The following is a 17,541-nucleotide window of genomic DNA, read 5'->3' as shown; positions in this document are numbered from 1 at the left end:
GCCGATGGCCGTGCTCGGAATCGGCAAGGAGGAAGCCGTTGCGCGGGCACGCAAGTATCTGGAGAAGGTCGGGCTCGCGCCGCGTGTCGAAGGCATGTATCCGTCGCACCTGTCGGGCGGCCAGCAGCAGCGCGTCGCGATCGCGCGCGCTCGCGATGGAACCCGAGGTGATGCTGTTCGACGAGCCGACCTCGGCGCTCGACCCGGAGCTGGTCGGCGAAGTGCTGAAGGTGATGCAGAAGCTCGCCGAGGAAGGCCGCACGATGGTCGTCGTCACGCACGAGATGGGTTTCGCGCGCAACGTGTCGAACCACGTGATCTTCCTGCACCAGGGGAAGATCGAGGAAGAGGGCGATCCGCGGGAGATTCTCGTCAACCCGAAGAGCGAGCGGCTCGGGCAGTTCTTGTCGGGGCGGTTGAAGTAGTTGAGGAACCGAATATTGCGTCGCCCGACTTTACAATCGGATTTGTGCCCCAGCCACCGAGTTTCGAGGCGAGACGATAAGTGACCTGCTTCCGCGCCGGGAATCACGACGCAGCTGATTGCGCACCGGTTTGGGGATCCTGACGAGGGGCCCAGTATCTATCTGCAGGCCGGTCTACATGCGAATGAACATCCGGGCCTGCTCGTTCTTCAACATCCGCTTGTTGAACTGGCGAAGCTCGATGCCGGGGCCGGCATCAACGGGCTGTGGATTCAACCCGTCGATGCAACGAATTGATGAAATCGCTCAACCGGTGTATCGAAGTCGAGTGTCTTCCGCGGACGCTCGTTGATACCAGCTTGATGTACATTCATAACAACGGCGGAAAACCGACGCGGATTTCGATGGTCAGCGGCGCTCAGTCCGGATCGCGATTCGGGTTCCTGGGTCGCGAGGATCTTGGCGGCGACGTGGTAGCAGTCTTCCGTCTGGCAGGATGTTTGGCCAGCAGGCCTATTCGGGCCTGACCGCCTGCAAGTGGGGGGCGGTGACGGTCGGTCGGCGGCTCAATCCCCTGGCTCATCTTGTGGCGCCTATTCAGGGGAATCACTGGCTCAGCGGTTTTTTCAGCAGCCCGGAGATATCGACGCGGCGGACAGCAGCCTCCGAATCAGCAATTCCGTGACATCGACCAGTCCGGACTGGTCGGGTCTTCGACTGGAGGCCATATACGCGTTCGGGGGTGTCGCCGGTTCCATGGGTTCGGGGCAGACATATAGCGGAGCCGTGTCCTATGGCAATGCGAGGTATCGCTGGCCGCGCAGTCGCCTGCATATCGACAACGGCAGTGCCGCTCTGTCGTCGCGCGGAACGACGTCGGCCGATTCGATATTCAAGCGCTCGGTCAACAACGCGTACGCTTCGTCGCGATCGATCGATATCACGCGTGCCGGCGGCAACTACGTGCACGGCGACTTGACGGTGGGCGGCTACTACAGTTTCTCGCAGTACAGTCCGGATGCCTGCTCGACGTTCAGGAAGTCGGAGAAATACCATAACGGTGAAGTGTATGTGTTATGGCAACTCACCGCGGCACTGCAGGCTGAGATCGGGTACGACTATATGAAGTCGTACGGCGACTCGTCAGCGAAGCAGAATCAGTTTGCGCTCGGCGTGGATTATTTCCTGAGCAAGCGTACCGACGTGTACGGCGTTGCCAGCGGCCAGAGCGGCGCAGGCGCGGCCCCGACGATGATCGGCTCGAACAACGTCGATTCCGGCTCGAACAAGCAGGCCCAGGTGGTCGTCGGCATGCACCACAGATTCTGAGTGCGCCCGAGATGGGCGAGGCTTGCTTGGGAGCCGGAACGTGTCTTTCGCGTATCTCGGTTTCCCAGATCGCGACGGAAATCCGATCGCCTCAGCCTGGGCTGATCACTACCTGTGGATCGAGTTCGCTCAGTGCGAACTCGCGCAAACGCGATATGAAGCTCTCGGCAAGCTTTGACGGATTGCGCTGAAGCGGCATCAGTACCGTGAAGTCCAGTGGCACCGAGGGCTCGAAACGGATGAAGCGCAAATCGCTGCCCTTGTATTCCAGCGCCGTGATCGCGTCGATGAGCGAGATGCCGAGGCCGGCCGAGACCAGCGAGAGCAGGGTCGCCGAAACCTGGCTTTCCACCGGCGCCAGCTTGTACTCGACCTTGTGCGACGCAAACATCGTATCGATCGACAGACGGGTGCCCAGCAGGCTCGGGTGGGCGAGAAAGATCTGGCCTTCGATGTCCGCGGGGACGATGACCTCGCGGCCGGCGAGCGGGTGGTCCTGGGGCACCGCACACATATGGGCGATCGACAGGAGGCTGTCGCCATGCGTGCCGGTGTTATTCATGTTCAGGTTGACGATACCGATGTCGCATCGCTGGCCGATCACCATGTCGACGATGGTCCTGGAATCGTACACGCCGAGGTTGACGCGCACTTCGCCGTGGTCGCGCAGGAAACGGGACAGGAATCGCGGGATGAACGACAGTGCGATCGACGGCGGCGCGGCAACGTGCAGGGTGCCGCGCTGTTGCGTCTTGATCGCATGCGCCGCACGGGCGATGCGCTCGACACCGATGAGCGAGCGGTTCACTTCCTCATACAAAAGGTGAGCCTCCGGCGTCGGCCGCAGGCGGCCCCGGGTGCGCTCGAACAGCGGAAAACCCGCGCTCTCTTCCAGATCGGTCAGCAATCGGGTGACTGCGGGTTGCGAAATGTGCAGCATGTCGGCCGCCCGGGTCGCGGTCTGGCATAGCATGACTGCACGAAAGGCCTCGAGCTGTCGCAAACGCATAAAAACCCCTCTCCAAATCTATAACGTAATGTTATACCGCGCAAAATTTATTGTATTGTATTGTTTCGTTTCCTCCAAATACAATTGATTTCATTGGGATGGACGGGTGTTTTCAGGAGAACGCGCTCCATAACCCTATGTTAATAAAAAATGGTGTAACGCAGTCGGTTCATGTCGGCTGGCGTGCGCCGGAATGGAGGAAACATTGATGAAAACCAAGCTTGCGCGCGCGTCGCTCGCAGCCGCAGTCGCATTGATCGGCAGTGTCGCGGTTCACGCCGAGGGCGTCCCTAACGTCTACGTCGGCTCCTATGGCGGCTCGACGGAACAGACGTTCCGGCAAAAAATCATTCCGGCTTACGAGGCCGCGCACAAGGTCAGGATCGTCTACGTGGCGGGCAACTCCACCGACACGCTGGCGAAGCTGCAAGCGCAGAAGGGCCGCCAGGAAATGGACCTCGTCATCATGGACGATGGCCCGATGCAGCAAGCCGTCAAGTTTGGTTTCTGCGACAGGATCAAGGATGCGCCGATCTACAAGGACCTGTATCCGCTCGCGCGCATCGACGACCGCTCCGCCGGGATCGCCGTCGTGGCGACAGGCCTGGTCTACAACACCGAAGCGTTCAGGAAGGCCGGTCTGCCCGCGCCCGATTCGTGGAAGGCGCTTGCCGACGGCAAGTTCAGGCAGAAGGTGTCGGTGGGGCCGATTTCCACCTCCTACGGCCTGCACACGCTGATCATGTTCGCCCGGATGAGCGGCGGCAGCGAGACCAACATCGACCCCGGTTTCAACGCGATGATCAAGCAAGTCGCGCCGAACGTGCTGAGTTTCGAACCGTCGGCAGGCAAGGTCGCGGAGAGCTTCCAGAATGGCGACGTCACTCTGGCGTCGTGGGGGAGCGGTCGCGCGGCGGCACTGAAGGCCACCGGTTTCCCGGTCGAGTTCGTATATCCGAAGGAGGGTGCCACCGCACTGCAAATCGCGGCTTGCCCGGTCGTGAAGAACAACGGTTCGGAGCGCGGTCAGGAATTGCTGCAGTTTCTGATGACGCCGCAAGTCCAGGCCTGGTTGGCCGCGAGCGAGGGATGGGGGCCGACCAATAGCAAGGTGCAACTCGACCCCGCAGTGGCCGCGAAGGTGCCGTACGGGCCGAAGCAAGTGAACAAGCTGGTGCCGATCAAGTGGGATGTGGTCAACGAAAAGCGCACCGAGTGGACCAATCGCTGGAATCGCACGGTCGAGCGCTGACCGGCATGCGTCGTCGGGCCGAGTCGGCCCTGTCACTCAACGGTGCTTCGGCGGCACTTGCGATGACAGTGCTCGCGAAACGCCCGATGCCGACCTTGTCGCTCGATTGAACACGAAAACACGCGCCCTCACGGTAATCATTCGGCCGCTGGAAAGACCATGACATTTCTCTCTCTCAACAAGCTAAGCCGGCACTTCGACGATTTCGTCGCCGTCGAGTCGCTGGATCTGGATATCGAGCGAGGCGAGTTCATCTCGCTGCTCGGCCCCTCCGGCTGCGGCAAAACCACGACTCTGCAGATGATTGCCGGATTCGTGAACCCCACGAGCGGCAGCATCGTGCTCGACGGCAAGGACATCACCGCGCAGCGCCCCGAAAGGCGTGGCATGGGCGTGGTGTTTCAGAGCTATGCGCTGTTCCCGCACATGACCGTTGAGGCCAACGTCGGCTTCGGACTGGAAATGCGCGGCGTCGGCCGCGGCGACCGCGCCAGGCAAATCGCGGAAGCGTTGGAACTGGTTCGCCTCGGCGGCCTGGGCAAGCGTTACCCGCGCGAGCTTTCCGGCGGCCAGCGTCAGCGTGTGGCGATTGCACGCGCGCTGGCCATCCGCCCTCAATTGCTGCTGCTCGACGAGCCGATGTCCAACCTCGACGCGAAGCTGCGCGAGGACATGCATGTCGAACTGCGCGCGATTCAACGTCACCTGGGCATCACGACGCTCCTGGTCACGCACGACCAGGTCGAGGCGATGACGATGAGCGATCGCATCGCCGTGATGTTCGGCGGCAAGATCGTACAGCTGGCGAAGCCGTTCGACGCGTACGAAGCGCCGCGCTCGCCGTTCGCGTCGAACTTCCTCGGCAAGACCAATTCGCTGCAGGGCAATGTGGTCGGCAACAACCAGCGCTGCACGGTCGTCAACGTGAACGCGTTGGAGTTGACGATTCCGCATCACGGGCAACACGTGGCGGGCAACGTTCACGTGTTCGTCCGTCCCGAGAAGCTGCGCTTGGGTGCCGCCGGCGAAGGCATCCCCGGCGTGGTCAAGGCCCGCCTTTTCCTCGGGAATCACTGGATGCTGCAGGTCGACACGGCCCTCGGCCCGATGACCGCGAGCGTGCCAAACGTGGGCAGCATGCCGCCTGTCGAGGGCGCCAACGTCGGCGTATGCTGGAACGAGGACGACATGCGCGTGCTGTCGCGGCAGGAGGTCGCTCATGGCTGAAGTGGCCTCACCCGCCGGCAGCGTGAACACACGTCGAGCCAGGCGGAAGAACCGGGACGGAGCGGGCGCTGCTCCGTGGTTACTTGCGTCGCCGTCGCTGTTGTTGCTCATCGGCTTGCTGCTCGTGCCGTTGCTGATGACCGCAACGCTGTCCTTCCACGCGTTCGACGGCACGCGCGGGATTCTGCCGGATTTCACGTGGGGCAACTACGTCGAAGTCCTGACCGACCGCTACTACCATGACATCTTCCTGCGAACCGGCGGGCTGGCCCTTGGCGTGACCCTGCTTTGCGTCGTCTTCGGCGTTCCGGAAACGCTGATTCTGGCGCGCATGAAGAGCCCGTGGCGTGGGATGTTCCTCATCGTCATCCTGGGCCCGCTGCTGATTTCGGTGGTCGTCCGTACCCTCGGCTGGGCGATCCTGTTCGGGAGCGACGGGCTGATCAACAACGTGATGATGAGCCTGGGCGTCACGAGCGAACCGGTGCGTCTGATGTTCACGATGACCGGCGTGACCATCGGCCTGACGCACGTCCTGATTCCGTTCATGGTGATTTCAGTGTGGGCAACCCTGCAAAAGCTCGATCCGCAGGTGGAAAACGCCGGGCTCTCGCTGGGCGCGTCGCCGCTGACCGTCTTTCGCCGCGTGATGCTGCCCCAGATGCTGCCCGGGATTCTTTCCGGCGCGATCATCGTGTTCGCGCTCGCGGCGTCGGCCTTCGCGACACCTGCGTTGCTGGGCGGCCGCCGACTGAAAGTCGTCGCGACGGCCACCTATGACGAATACCTCAGCACATTGAACTGGCCGCTCGGCGCCACCATTGCCGCGCTGCTGCTCGTGGCGAACGTGTTCATCATTCTCGGCGCGAACCGCTGGGTCGAACGTCGCTTCCGTCAAGTCTTCGACGCGTAAGCCAAAGGACATCTCATGCGCAAGAACGGCTTTCTCTCGCTGCTGTATCACACCGTCTTCATCGGCTTCATCGTTGCGCCGCTGGTGGTGGTTATCCTGGTGTCCTTCACCAGCAAGGGCTACATCTCGATGCCGTTCGAGGACGGCTTCTCGCTGCGCTGGTTCCGCGCGGTGCGGGACAACACGGTCATCATCCAGGCTTTCTGGCTGTCTATTTGGGTGGGCCTCGCATCGGCGTCGGTGGCGGTCACGATCGCGGTTCCCGGTGCGCTCGCGTTGACGCGCTATAAGTTTCCGGGGCGCGGCGCGGTCATGGGCTTCTTCATGTCGCCGATGATGATTCCGCACGTCGTGCTCGGCGTTGCGTTCCTGCGCTTCTTCACGTCTATCAACGTGTCCGGCTCGTTCTTCTGGCTCGCTGCCACGCACGTCGTCGTCATCCTCCCGTATGCGCTGCGTCTGGTGCTTTCGTCGGCGACGGGGCTCGACCGGGATGCGGAACGTGCCGCGCTGTCGCTGGGCGCCTCCCGTTTCACGGTGTTCCGCCGCATCGTCCTGCCGCTGGTTCTGCCGGGCGTGGTTGGCGGCTGGATGCTCGCGTTCATCCAGAGCTTCGACGAGTTGACCATGACCGTGTTCGTGGCAACGCCCGGAACGACCACGCTACCCGTGGCGATGTATAACCAGATCGCGCAAACCATCGACCCGATGGTGGCAGCCGTTGCGACGATGCTCATTGTCGGAACGCTGGCCGTGATGATCGTCATGGACCGGCTTGTCGGCCTCGATCGCGTGCTTATCGGCAAGGGCTGAACGATAGCACGGCGTATCGGGCGCGGCTGCGCCGATCGCCGCCGCGCCCGGTGTTTCCACCTGACGCACTGTGCCAGGGCTTCGCTTTGCCCTTGCTAACCGGTCTGAACAGTTCGGATTTCTAATTTCATATTCAACCATGGCTACTGATTCCTTGTTTGAACCGATGGCCGGTGCGGGCGCGCCGACCGCGGAGACCGTGGCAGTCACCTTCAACGGCGAACCGATGCGCGTGCCGGCGGGCGCCAGCGTGGCCGCGGCGTTGCTCGCCGGCGGCGTCAGACGCTTTCGCAGCTCGCCGGTGTCCGGTGACGGCCGCGCGCCCTATTGCATGATGGGCGTGTGCTTCGAGTGCCTGCTCGAGATTGACGGCGTAGCCAATCGACAAAGCTGTCTTGTGTCGATCGAGAACGGAATGCGGATTCGCACCCAGGACAGTCTTCCCGAACGTCCGGACGATGCAGGCAACGCGGTGACGAGCCTGACGAAGATGATGGAGGCGGGCCGTGGCTGACAATCAACCCGCGCAGAAAACGGTTGTATTCCGGAGCGCAGCCTACGACGTCGTCGTGATCGGAGCTGGGCCCGCCGGGATGGCCGCCGCCGTCGCCGCCGCAAGGCAGGGCGTCACGGTCGCGCTGCTCGACGAGCAGCGCGACGTGGGCGGCCAGATCTATCGCGGCATCCAGAACGCGCCTTCCGATCGCATGGAAATCCTCGGCCCGGATTACGGTACCGGAGCCACCCTGGCCGCGCAGTTTGCCGCAAGCGGCGCTCGTCACATCACCCACGCCGCGGTCTGGCAAGTCACGACCGACCGTCAGGTTCACTATCTGCAGTCCGGTTCGGTCCGCTCCATCCAGGCCGGCCGCATCGTTCTATGCACCGGCGCGATGGAGCGTCCATTCCCGATCCCGGGCTGGACGCTGCCCGGCGTGATGACCGCCGGCGCGGCGCAGATCCTGCTCAAAGGCTCCGGCATGACGCCGGCGCAACCGGCCGTGCTGGCTGGATGCGGTCCGCTGCTCTATCTGCTCGGCTGGCAGTATGTGCGCGCCGGTGTGAAGATTGCCGCGATCGTCGATACGACGGACGGCGCCGACTATCGGCGCGCGATTCGCCACGCAGGCGGCGCGTTGGCCGGCTGGTCTTACCTCAAGAAGGGGCTGATGCTGATGACCTCGCTCAGGAAGGCCGGCGTGCGCTTCTACCACGGAGCGACAGATCTGCGCGTATTGGGTGACGGGCAGGCAAGCGGTCTCGGATTTTCGTGCAACGGTCAAGCGCATCAGGTGACGAGCCCCGTCGTGCTGCTCCATCAAGGCGTGGTGCCCAATACGCAATTCTCCTGGTCGCTGCGCGCGAGGCACGAATGGAACGACGCGCAACTCTGCTGGGTGCCGGTGACCGACGCATGGGGCGAACTGGGCGTCGACGGGATTTTCGTCGCAGGCGACGGCCGCGGCATCGGGGGCGCGGTCGTCGCTGCGCTGCAGGGCGAACTCGCCGGTCTGGCCGCTGCTACCCAGCTTGGGCGCATGTCGGCGAGGGAGCGGGACCGCCTCGCGGAACCGCTGCGTGCCGAAATGCGCAAGCACCTGTTCATTCGTCCGTTCCTCGACGCGCTCTATCGGCCGAAGAAGGAAAACCGCATCCCGGCGGACACCACCGTGGTCTGCCGCTGCGAAGAGGTGACGGCCGGCGAGATTCGCCATTTCGTGCGGATCGGCTGCACCGGTTCCAATCAGGTCAAGAGCTACGGCCGTTGCGGCATGGGCCCATGCCAGGGGCGTCAGTGCGGACTAACGGTGACCGAGGTGATTGCCTACGCGCGTGGCGTTCCGCCGGAGGAGGCCGGCTACTACCGCATCCGTCCGCCAATCAAGCCGATCACGTTGGGAGAACTCGCCAATGAAGCCAAATAACGCGGCGCTGCCTGCCGGCAGCGACGTCATCGTCATCGGTGGCGGTTTCCACGGCACGTCGAGTGCCTTTCATCTTGCTCGTCGCGGCGCGAAGGTGACGCTTCTCGAGGCCGAGTATTGTGCACGGCATGCGTCCGGCGTGAATGCCGGTGGCGTGCGTACGCTCGGTCGCCACTTTGCGGAAGTGCCGTTGTCGCTTGCGTCGCTGGAACTCTGGCGCAACCTTCCCGAGCTAGTGGGAGAGGACGGGACGTTCGTCGAAAGCGGCAACATGCGCATTGCGGAATCGCATGACGAGTGGGATGTGCAGCGTAAACGCGTTGCTCGGTTGAACCAGCTCGGCCACACCCACGAAGTCATCATCGACGGGCAGCACGTTCGCGAAATCGTGCCGGGGATGTCGGAGCACGTGGTCGGCGCCATCTGGGCCAAGCGCGATGGCCACGCGATTCCGTATCGTGCGGTGACCGCATTTCGCAGAGCCGCGCAACGTCTGGGCGCCCGGTTCCATGAGAACACGCCGGCTCAGGCCATCGAGCGTGTCGGCAACGCGTGGCGCGTCACTACGCCGCGCGGCGTGTTCACGGCGCCTTGGTTGGTGAACGCGGCCGGCGCATGGTCTGGCGACTTCGCCGGACAGGTCGGGGAAAGCGTGCCGATCAAGCCGACGGGGCTGATGTTGATGATCACCCAGCGCGTTCCTCACTTCATCGACCCGGTCCTCGGCGGGCAAGGTCGGGCGCTGTCGTTCAAGCAGTTCGAGAACGGCACCGTGCTGATCGGCGGCGCGTTGCGCTGCTCCGCGGACGTGGTGCGGCGCTTCGGCGAGGTGGACTTCATGAAGCTGGCCGGCAGCGCGGAAACGGTAACGGACCTATTCCCGCATCTGTCCGGCATCAACATCGTGCGCGCATGGGCTGGCGTCGAAGGGTTCATGCCGGACGACATTCCCGTCATCGGACTGAGCCGGAAGGCGCCGCAGTTGGTGCATTCGTTCGGGTTCTCCGCGCATGGTTTCGAGCTCGGCCCTATCGGCGGAAAGATCGTGTCCGAACTGATTCTGGACGGCAGTACTACGCAGCCGATCGAGCCTTTCGCGGTCGACCGGTTCGAAACTGCCGTGGTCGCTTGATCTGTCGACAGGCCGCAACCCGATCACGTCAACCCGATTACAAGGAAACTAACGCATGTCTGACATTCAACGTTACGAAACCAATCGCCGTCTGTCTCGCGTCGTCGTGCATGACGGCATCGCCTATCTGGCCGGCGTGACGTCGGCCATCCGCGATGGCGACATCACCACGCAAACGAAAAGCGTGCTGGACATCATCGACGCGCGTCTGGCCAGCGTCGGCAGCAGCAAGGAAAAGATCCTGAGCGCGCAGATCTGGTTGAAGGATATCAATGCGGACTTCGCCGCCATGAACGCCGTTTGGGAAGCGTGGGTGCCTGAAGGCGCGCCCGCGCGCGCGACCGGTGAAATCAAGCTGGCCGCATCGAGCCTGCTCATCGAAGTCATCGTCACGGCCGCGATCTGATGCCGGCCTTCAATGCTCAAAGAACGACGATAAAACCGGTTTCTCAAAGCATGCAATCCGATACGAACAAAGTCGTGGTCCTTGCCACGGGCGGCACGATCGCGGGTGCCGCCGCCGCACGTGGGGACACGCTCCACTACACCGCGGCCCAGCTCAGCATTGGCGAACTGCTGGCCGGCATTCCAGCCTTCGATGATTTGCCGGTCATCGCGGAGCAGGTTGCGCAAATCGACAGCCGGGACATGAACCTGGACGTTTGGCGTCGACTGGCCGAGCGCTGTGCCTACTGGCTGGAGCAGGCCGACGTGGCAGGCATCATCGTGACCCACGGTACCGACACGCTGGAAGAGACGGCATTTTTCCTTCAAGAGGTGCTCGCGCCTACCAAGCCCCTCGTCTTGACGGCCGCGATGCGCCCGGCTACCGCGTTGCTGACCGACGGGCCGCAGAACTTGGTGGATGCAGTGACCGTCGCGCTGGTTCCTGACGCACGCGGCGTGGTGGTGGTCTGTAACGGGACAATCCACGGCGCCGAGGATGTCACGAAGACGCATCCGTGGCGCGTCGACGCCTTCGGCTCTGGCGACGCCGGCCCGATCGGCTACGTCGAAGCCGGCAGCGTGCGGCTGATGCGCGCTTGGCCGAGCGGAAGCAGAACCGCCGACGGCAACCCGGCAGCGCTCTTGCAAAAGGTCTTGCGCTGCACGTCGTGGCCGCGAGTGGAAATCGTCATGAACCATGCGGGCGCCGACGGCATGCTGGTTTTCCTGTTGTTGGAGAACCGGGTGCAAGGCATTGTTGCCGCCGGGACAGGCAACGGCTCGTTGGGCAAGCCGTTGAAGGAGGCATTGCTCGTGGCGTCCAAGCGCGGCATTCCGGTGGTACGCGCGACGCGGTGCGCGGAAGGGCACGTGCTCGGAAAGAAAACGGACGAACTGCCGGACTCGCACGGCTTATCCGCCGTGAAGGCACGCATTGCGATGCAGCTTCGACTGTTGCAGTAGGGGGATGGGCTGTTTTGTTCACGGCGAGCAGTTGGCCTTGATCGCAACCTGCCAGTTTGCCGCTACCTTGGCGCGTCACGCCACTTGCCGGGCGCCCAGCACATGCCACGACGGCGCGTGGTCAATGTATTCCAGGAAGGTTTCGAAATCTTGTCGGGACAACGCGATCGTGGCCGTGCTGTCGAGCGGGTGAAATAGGAAGATCGCTTCGTTCGCCAGATCCTTATCGATCACGAGGCTCACGCTGAGAGCCGCGTCGTTGACCAGCGCGAGCGGACTCAACGATCCGGGGCGAACGCCAAGCAGATCGAACAGGCGCTCGGCCGATGCGAACGACAGACGCTTGCTACCCAACGTATTCGCGACCGCGTGCAAGTCCAGCGACTTGTGTGCGGTCGTGACGACGAGGTATAGGCCCCCCTGCTTGTCCTGCAGCAGCAGATTCTTGCAGCGTGCGCCAACGAGCGAAAGCGCGAGCGCCCCCGATTCCGCCATATTGAGCACCTGCTCGTGATGCTCGCATTCGAACGACACATTCTGCCGGTCGAGCAGCTCAAGCAATTCGTTCCTTTCCATCATGTTCAAGTCGATCGAGATGCGTGTGCCAAGGCCGGCCGCCATCGCGCGCGGCCGGCCAGGATTTGGTCATCGCGGTTCAAAAACCGGATACGACGCCGAGTCGATTTCCGACAAGGTGTCGCCGCGAGACAGCAGGCCGGATTCGGCGAGGATAGCTGCCAGCGGTCGACCTTCCACAACCGACTGGCGTGCAAGTTTGCTCACGCGAGCATATCCGAGCTTGGGCACGAGCGCCGTGGCTACGGCCATCGAGTCCATCAGATGTTGCTCGTTGCGTGCAACGTCTGCGGTGATGCCGGCGATGCACTTCTGCGTGAACCGCGAGATTCCGTTGGTCAGCAGCGTGATGCTGTCGAATACCCGGGACGCCACCACGGGTTCGAAGTGATTGATTTCCAGCTCGCCATACTGGACAGCCTGGGCCACTGCGACGTCGTTACCGATAACCGCGAAGCTCAGTTGAATCATTGCCATCGGCAGCACCGGGTTGACTTTGCCCGGCATGATGGACGAGCCGGCCTGCGCTTCGGGAAGCCGCAATTCCCCCAATCCTCCCGCCGGTCCGGACGACAGAACCGTCAGGTCCGACGCGATCTTCGCGATGGACGCCGCGCAGGTGCGCAGTTCGCCGGACACGCGAGAGAAGACATCCTTGTTCTGCATCGCGTCGAACGAGTTGGCCGGCGCAACGAAGTCGACGCCCGTGATGGCCGAGAGATGCTTGTAAGCAGCGGCGCGATAACCGGCGGGCGCGCCGAATCCCGTGCCGATCGCCGTGCCACCCAGCGGGAGCGTGCGCAGTTTGTCGCGCACGGCCGCCAACTCTTCCGCCAGACGCCACGCAAGCGCCGCATAACCGCCGAAGAGCTGGCCGAGGCGCATCGGCTGCGCATCCTGCAGGCACGTCCGGCCGAGGTGCAGGATATCGGCAAACTCGACGGACTTGCCGTCGAACTGCGCGGCGAGCCGTTCGACTTCCGCGATGAGCGGGCCGAGCATCGCGTAAGTCGCGATCTTCATCGCGGCCGGATACACGTCGTTGGTCGATTGAGAGCGATTCACATGGTCATTCGGATGGATCACCTCGTACGACCCCGCGGCATGGCCGAGAAGCTGTTGCGCCCGATTGGCGATGACCTCGTTGAAGTTCATGTTCGTCGAGGTGCCGCCGGAACCCTCGAGCAGATCGACAATCAGCGAATCCGAAAACTGGCCGTCGATGATCTCCCGACACGCGCGGCCGATTGCATCGCATTGCTCGGGCGTGATCGCGTCGTTGTCGCGGTTCGCAAGCGCTGCTGCCCATTTACACTGAGCGAAGGCAACGGGGAACGCCGGATAGTGCGCGACGCTGAGCGGAGAAACCGTCAGATTGTCGGCGCCCCTGACCGAGTTGACGCCATACAGCTTGTCGGCCGGGATCTCGACTTCACCGACGTAATCGCGTTCCGTACGCATTTCACTTTCGAGTTGAGTGTTCACTTGAGTTCCTGTGTCCGATATCAATAAGTTGTTCGATTTTCTGGCCGAGCGCTTTTCTTACGCGGGGAGGAACGACGTTTCGATCACTTCGTACGCGGTGTCGCACGCGTCTTCGAAGAAGGCGCTGTATTCGTTCCGGCGCGCCACTAGATATAGCGACCGTTCGAGGCCCAGCCCATCGACGACGTGGGTGCGCACCTGGCCTGCATCAGCGGCTGCCTGCAGCAGGCACATGGGCGAGGTCATGGCCCATCCGATGCCTTCGGCAACCATCGACGTGAGCGCATCGGCGTTGTCGAGTTCGAGCCTCGTCGGCGCGCACTTCGATGCGTCGCAGATAGCGCTCGATCTGCATGCCGACCTGCGAATTCCGGTTGAAGCGCACGATCGGCAACGCGTTTGCCAACGCCCTGATGTCTTCCACGGTTCGGATCGGCTGGCGAAAATCCCTGGGCGTGACGACGAGGTACTTCTCGGACAGGAGCCGGAACCGCACGACGTCGTTGGCGTCGATCAACGCGTCGCTCGTGACGATCAGATCCAGATCGTGCCTCAGCAGCGCTTCTCGTTGCTGCGGGCCCAGCCGCGTGCGGATCGACAGTTGCGAGATCTTGCCCAGCAGCCGCTTCGTGAAAGCCGAGCCGCAGGTGGCCGCGAACGAGTCGACCAGCCCGATTCGGAGATCGGGCTTAATGCCGCGTCCCGCTTCGACGACCTGCGCCTTCAGATTGGCGATTTCCTCGCTGAGTACTGCGCCGCGGTTCCTCAACGCAATGCCGAATGGCGTCAGCGCGAGCGGGCGCGTCATCCGGTTGACGAGCACGACGCCGAGCTCGTCCTCCAGTTGCCGAACGATCTGCGAGACACCCGATTGGGAAATGCCCATGCGCGCGGCCGCGCCGGACATGCTACCTTCCTCCGCCACTGCAACAAAGACCTGCACCGCGTACATATCGATTGGCTTGTTGGACGACATGGTAGGCTCCGATGGTTGATGGCCGGCGGACGATATCAAGACCGGGGCGTGCTGTGGCTCCGTTGTTTACCCGTTGCGATGTGCACACGCATGCAGGCTCACGTTCCGCTCGCCATCGACCGCGGATTCGCGCTCGTGTCGACCCGAGCTCATATTCGACAAATTCTCGCGGCCGGTTTCCGGTGCAAACACGTGGCAGAACACCCCGCCGAACACCAGGATGGCCACGCAGACACAGAGTGCGAGGTGGATTCCGACGTGCTGCACGGCTACAGGCAGCAGGAACGTGCTGATGGCAGAGCCGAAACGGCTGGAGGCAACGGCCAGTCCGACGCCCGACGCGCGCAGATGAGTCGGGAAAAGCTCGGGCGGATACACGAACTCGAGGTTCGCCGCGGCTGAAAGAATGCAGGCGAACACACCGTATGCGAGTATCGTGCCGAGCGGGCCGAATCCGGCATAGGCAAGCACCGCGAGCCCGAGCGCGGCAAGATAGAAACTGCCGACGAGAAAGGCGCGGTGCGAGATTCTGTCCGCGATCAGCAGGCCGAAGATCGCGCCGGCGAACAGCAGGAAGTTATAAGCGAGCCCGCCGACAAAGCCGTCCTTGACCTGCAGTGCCTGGAGGGCCTTCGGCGAAAACGTGCCGAGCGCGAAATACGGAATGACCTGGCACGTATAGAACACACAGCCGACCAGCGTGTTCTTTCGCCAGCGCGCCGAGAACAGTTCCGACCATGTGCCGCGACGTTCCGGGGCAACCGCCGATTGCACGGGCAAAACCTTGTCCGGGCCGAGCTTGGTACGGATGATGTCGAGCGCCTCGTTTCTCCTGCCGCGTTTCATCAGCCACATCGGCGACTCCGGTACACCGAGGCGGAACGGCAGAATCAGCAGGGCCGGCAGGCCGCTCGCGGCCAGCATGATGCGCCATGCGTCGGGGCCGAGATCGCGCATTGCGAAGCCGGCGAGGTAGGCGCCCACGTAACCCGCTGCCCAGGCCGCGGCAAGAACGCTCAGCAGGCGCCCGCGATAACGGCGCGGCGCAAACTCGGTCACGAGCGACTTGCTGACGACGTAGTCCGCGCCGAGAATGAGCCCGAGCAGCAGGCGCAGTATCAGCAGCTGGGTCGGCGACGTGACGAAATATTGCGCAGCGGATATCGCCGCGAAGAGCAGCATGTCGAATGCGAAGATGGTGCGTCGACCATATTTGTCCGCGATGGGGCCGGCAAACATGCTGCCGAAAAAGAGGCTGGCAAGCGACGCCGCGCCGAGCGCACCCATCCACAGCGCATTCAGATGAAGAACGCCCGCGGCCATGCTCACGGCGATGCCAATGATGCCTAGCACGAAGCCGTCGCTGAACTGTCCGCCCGTACCGCTGAACGCCACGCGCAGATGGAAGCCGCGCAGCGGAACGTCCTCCATCAAGATCTGCTTGCTCACTTTCGTCTCCTGAAACGCTGGTTATCGTCAGGCGCTTGCACCTTCGGAAACCAGTGTAGAGACGCGGATTAAAGAAAACAGTATGTGTTGAAGCAGTATCAGTAATACTAATTGTATGTCGCGGGTTGACTGAAGGTGAGTTGCCGCGATTTGATTATTGGATTGAGGCGATGCGAGGGCGGCGCGTGCGTCCTGATTCTTGATTGCTGATCACATGCCGCCGGCAACAACGGACGAGTGTTGGCACATATCGTCCGGAGCCGAGGCCCGGACTCGCAGGCTTGCTGCACCAGGAAACTCCTGGAGAGGAAAGGGCCTTCAAGCGCTCATTGCACCGGGATGACGGCGGCGTGACATTTTGGGTCATGCTGAGCGATGGCGTCATCCGCTTATTTTCATACAAATACAGAGAGAGGCGGCGATTTTTAACAGTGTTTGAAGGTTTTACGGATTTTTCTGTCGAGTCAAGTGGATGTGACATTTGTTCAGTTTCTTATGTTGTCTCAGATTTCATAATCCCGCTTAAATTCGGATGGTTGGGTAACTCTCATTGGCATCACCCCGCTTTCTGAGGTCGATTATGTGTTCGTTATCAATTTAACCGGTTTTATTGATGCGTAAATGCCGCCGGGCGGCGATTTGAGCGGGGAAGTAAAATGAATAAGTGTGGAGTTGCCCCTGTAATACCGGACACAGCGTCACACTAAGGTTGCTGAATCCATCGAGCGCCGGAACTCGCGAGGCGAGCGGTATTTCAGCGCGCTATGGGGATGCTTCTCGTTGTAATGCTCGAACGCGATGGCCAAGTTGCGTGCAGCAGTCGCTGCGTCCGGCTTCGGCATGAAGGCGACGTAGTCGCGTTTCATCGTCTTCACGAAGCTCTCGGCCATCCCGTTACTTTGCGGGCTGCACACCGGCGTGGTCAATGGCTTCAGGCCGATGGCCACTGCGAACCGGCGCGTGTCGTCGGCCGTGTAGCCCGAACCGTTGTCGCTCAGCCACTCGATTTCGGACGGTGTATGCAGTTCGTTGCCAAACCGATTTTCCACTGCAGCCAGCATCACGTCTCGCACGATGTCGCCGCTGTGGCCTGCCGTCGTGGCTGCCCAACTCATCGCCTCACGGTCACAGCAATCCAGCGCGAACGTTACGCGCAGCGGCTCGCCGTTGTCGCAGCGGAACTCGAAGCCATCCGAGCACCATCGCTGATTGCTGCGCGCGACGGCCACCTTGCCGTCGTGTCGACGTTGGGGGCGAGGCGGAAGCGGCCGGCGCTGCATCAGCAACCCGTGCGTACGCATGACGCGATAGATGCGCTTGGCATTGAACGGCACCAGCCCAACCGCGACGCGCTCGTTGCGCAATATGCCCCAAACCCGGCGATAGCCATAGCTGGGCAAATCGCCGATGACCCGGCGGATTTCCTCGACTGCGGCCGCGTCGTCAGTCTGCCTCGATTGACGGCCATCGCGCCACGTCGCCGGACGCGACAGTCGTGCCGATACGTTCGAGCGCGACACGCCGAGAACTTCACAAACCAGTTTCACTGGTCGTCCTCCGGCAGCGAGGGCGAGTGCGCTATCCATTAATAGGATGGTCCGCCCCTCCCGCAGTCGCATA

Annotated in this window: 17 protein-coding genes and 1 pseudogene; 11 read left to right on the top strand and 7 right to left on the bottom strand. The window is 62.4% G+C overall.

The window, feature by feature from the left end; translation table 11 throughout:
- Both U4Z31_RS35705 and U4Z31_RS35700 read left to right on the top strand, forming a co-directional pair.
- Positions 1–425: pseudogene (locus tag U4Z31_RS35705) on the top strand (ATP-binding cassette domain-containing protein); the annotation flags it as partial.
- A 537-nt stretch (positions 426–962) separates the two neighbouring features.
- Positions 963–1,754, top strand: coding sequence for a porin (locus U4Z31_RS35700; RefSeq protein WP_321812854.1), 792 nt, complete (start codon positions 963–965; stop codon positions 1,752–1,754).
- 91 nt (positions 1,755–1,845) lie between these two features.
- Here the strand turns inward: U4Z31_RS35700 and U4Z31_RS35695 are convergent, their stop codons facing one another.
- On the bottom strand, positions 1,846–2,763 hold the full coding sequence (locus U4Z31_RS35695) for a LysR substrate-binding domain-containing protein (RefSeq protein ID WP_321812853.1): 918 nt from the start codon (positions 2,761–2,763) through the stop codon (positions 1,846–1,848).
- Positions 2,764–2,971: 208 nt separating this feature from the next.
- Between U4Z31_RS35695 and U4Z31_RS35690 the strand changes: the two genes are divergently transcribed.
- The 9 genes from U4Z31_RS35690 to U4Z31_RS35650 all read left to right on the top strand — a co-directional run bounded on the left by U4Z31_RS35690 (position 2,972) and on the right by U4Z31_RS35650 (position 11,435).
- On the top strand, positions 2,972–4,015 hold the full coding sequence (locus U4Z31_RS35690) for an ABC transporter substrate-binding protein (protein ID WP_321812852.1): 1,044 nt from the start codon (positions 2,972–2,974) through the stop codon (positions 4,013–4,015).
- A gap of 159 nt (positions 4,016–4,174) precedes the next feature.
- Positions 4,175–5,242, top strand: coding sequence for an ABC transporter ATP-binding protein (locus tag U4Z31_RS35685; RefSeq protein WP_321812851.1), 1,068 nt, complete (start codon positions 4,175–4,177; stop codon positions 5,240–5,242).
- Positions 5,235–6,155 carry an ABC transporter permease gene (locus U4Z31_RS35680; RefSeq protein ID WP_321812850.1) on the top strand — a complete coding sequence of 307 codons (921 nt, stop codon included), beginning with the start codon at positions 5,235–5,237 and terminating at the stop codon, positions 6,153–6,155. Before U4Z31_RS35685 ends, U4Z31_RS35680 begins: the two co-directional genes overlap by 8 nt.
- A gap of 15 nt (positions 6,156–6,170) precedes the next feature.
- On the top strand, positions 6,171–6,968 hold the full coding sequence (locus U4Z31_RS35675; protein ID WP_321812849.1) for an ABC transporter permease: 798 nt from the start codon (positions 6,171–6,173) through the stop codon (positions 6,966–6,968).
- 139 nt (positions 6,969–7,107) lie between these two features.
- Positions 7,108–7,482, top strand: coding sequence for a (2Fe-2S)-binding protein (locus U4Z31_RS35670; protein WP_321812848.1), 375 nt, complete (start codon positions 7,108–7,110; stop codon positions 7,480–7,482).
- Positions 7,475–8,893, top strand: coding sequence for an NAD(P)/FAD-dependent oxidoreductase (locus U4Z31_RS35665; RefSeq protein ID WP_321812847.1), 1,419 nt, complete (start codon positions 7,475–7,477; stop codon positions 8,891–8,893). The genes U4Z31_RS35670 and U4Z31_RS35665 overlap by 8 nt, the downstream gene beginning before the upstream one ends.
- Positions 8,880–10,025, top strand: a complete 1,146-nt coding sequence (locus tag U4Z31_RS35660; protein ID WP_321812846.1) for an FAD-dependent oxidoreductase — start codon at positions 8,880–8,882, stop codon at positions 10,023–10,025. The genes U4Z31_RS35665 and U4Z31_RS35660 overlap by 14 nt, the downstream gene beginning before the upstream one ends.
- Positions 10,026–10,080: 55 nt before the next feature.
- Positions 10,081–10,431, top strand: a complete 351-nt coding sequence (locus U4Z31_RS35655; protein WP_321812845.1) for a RidA family protein — start codon at positions 10,081–10,083, stop codon at positions 10,429–10,431.
- 50 nt (positions 10,432–10,481) lie between these two features.
- Positions 10,482–11,435, top strand: coding sequence for an asparaginase (locus tag U4Z31_RS35650; RefSeq protein WP_321812844.1), 954 nt, complete (start codon positions 10,482–10,484; stop codon positions 11,433–11,435).
- Between the two features lie 75 nt (positions 11,436–11,510).
- Here U4Z31_RS35650 and U4Z31_RS35645 read toward each other — a convergent pair whose 3' ends face one another.
- From U4Z31_RS35645 to U4Z31_RS35620, 6 genes are all read right to left on the bottom strand, one after another.
- On the bottom strand, positions 11,511–12,056 hold the full coding sequence (locus U4Z31_RS35645; protein ID WP_321812843.1) for a prolyl-tRNA synthetase associated domain-containing protein: 546 nt from the start codon (positions 12,054–12,056) through the stop codon (positions 11,511–11,513).
- A 24-nt stretch (positions 12,057–12,080) separates the two neighbouring features.
- The gene (locus U4Z31_RS35640) at positions 12,081–13,496 is read right to left on the bottom strand and encodes an aspartate ammonia-lyase (RefSeq protein WP_321812842.1); all 1,416 of its coding nucleotides are present in this window, start codon (positions 13,494–13,496) and stop codon (positions 12,081–12,083) included.
- Between the two features lie 57 nt (positions 13,497–13,553).
- Complete coding sequence (locus U4Z31_RS35635; protein ID WP_415750331.1) at positions 13,554–13,769, bottom strand: hypothetical protein; 216 nt, start codon at positions 13,767–13,769, stop codon at positions 13,554–13,556.
- Positions 13,705–14,472, bottom strand: coding sequence for a LysR family transcriptional regulator (locus U4Z31_RS37275; protein WP_415750330.1), 768 nt, complete (start codon positions 14,470–14,472; stop codon positions 13,705–13,707). Before U4Z31_RS37275 ends, U4Z31_RS35635 begins: the two co-directional genes overlap by 65 nt.
- Before the next feature lie 66 nt (positions 14,473–14,538).
- Positions 14,539–15,921, bottom strand: coding sequence for an MFS transporter (locus U4Z31_RS35625; RefSeq protein WP_321812841.1), 1,383 nt, complete (start codon positions 15,919–15,921; stop codon positions 14,539–14,541).
- Between the two features lie 698 nt (positions 15,922–16,619).
- Positions 16,620–17,541: IS3 family transposase (locus U4Z31_RS35620; RefSeq protein WP_321812840.1), on the bottom strand; the 922-nt coding region annotated here is incomplete at its 5' end.

This window comes from Burkholderia sp. BCC1985 (genome assembly GCF_905339915.1).
In the GTDB taxonomy this organism is placed as follows: Bacteria; Pseudomonadota; Gammaproteobacteria; order Burkholderiales; family Burkholderiaceae; genus Burkholderia.
This window is presented reverse-complemented; position numbering and strand designations above follow the sequence as displayed.

Bases quoted from the DNA above. Each gene is read 5' to 3' on its own strand.
- U4Z31_RS35690 (WP_321812852.1), top strand. From the start codon at position 2,972: ATGAAAACCAAGCTTGCGCGCGCGTCGCTCGCAGCCGCAGTCGCATTG.
- U4Z31_RS37275 (WP_415750330.1), bottom strand. From the start codon at position 14,472: ATGTCGTCCAACAAGCCAATCGATATGTACGCGGTGCAGGTCTTTGTT.
- U4Z31_RS35650 (WP_321812844.1), top strand. From the start codon at position 10,482: ATGCAATCCGATACGAACAAAGTCGTGGTCCTTGCCACGGGCGGCACG.
- U4Z31_RS35660 (WP_321812846.1), top strand. From the start codon at position 8,880: ATGAAGCCAAATAACGCGGCGCTGCCTGCCGGCAGCGACGTCATCGTC.
- U4Z31_RS35675 (WP_321812849.1), top strand. From the start codon at position 6,171: ATGCGCAAGAACGGCTTTCTCTCGCTGCTGTATCACACCGTCTTCATC.
- U4Z31_RS35685 (WP_321812851.1), top strand. From the start codon at position 4,175: ATGACATTTCTCTCTCTCAACAAGCTAAGCCGGCACTTCGACGATTTC.
- U4Z31_RS35645 (WP_321812843.1), bottom strand. From the start codon at position 12,056: ATGGCGGCCGGCCTTGGCACACGCATCTCGATCGACTTGAACATGATG.
- U4Z31_RS35695 (WP_321812853.1), bottom strand. From the start codon at position 2,763: ATGCGTTTGCGACAGCTCGAGGCCTTTCGTGCAGTCATGCTATGCCAG.
- U4Z31_RS35655 (WP_321812845.1), top strand. From the start codon at position 10,081: ATGTCTGACATTCAACGTTACGAAACCAATCGCCGTCTGTCTCGCGTC.
- U4Z31_RS35635 (WP_415750331.1), bottom strand. From the start codon at position 13,769: ATGGTTGCCGAAGGCATCGGATGGGCCATGACCTCGCCCATGTGCCTG.
- U4Z31_RS35670 (WP_321812848.1), top strand. From the start codon at position 7,108: ATGGCTACTGATTCCTTGTTTGAACCGATGGCCGGTGCGGGCGCGCCG.
- U4Z31_RS35680 (WP_321812850.1), top strand. From the start codon at position 5,235: ATGGCTGAAGTGGCCTCACCCGCCGGCAGCGTGAACACACGTCGAGCC.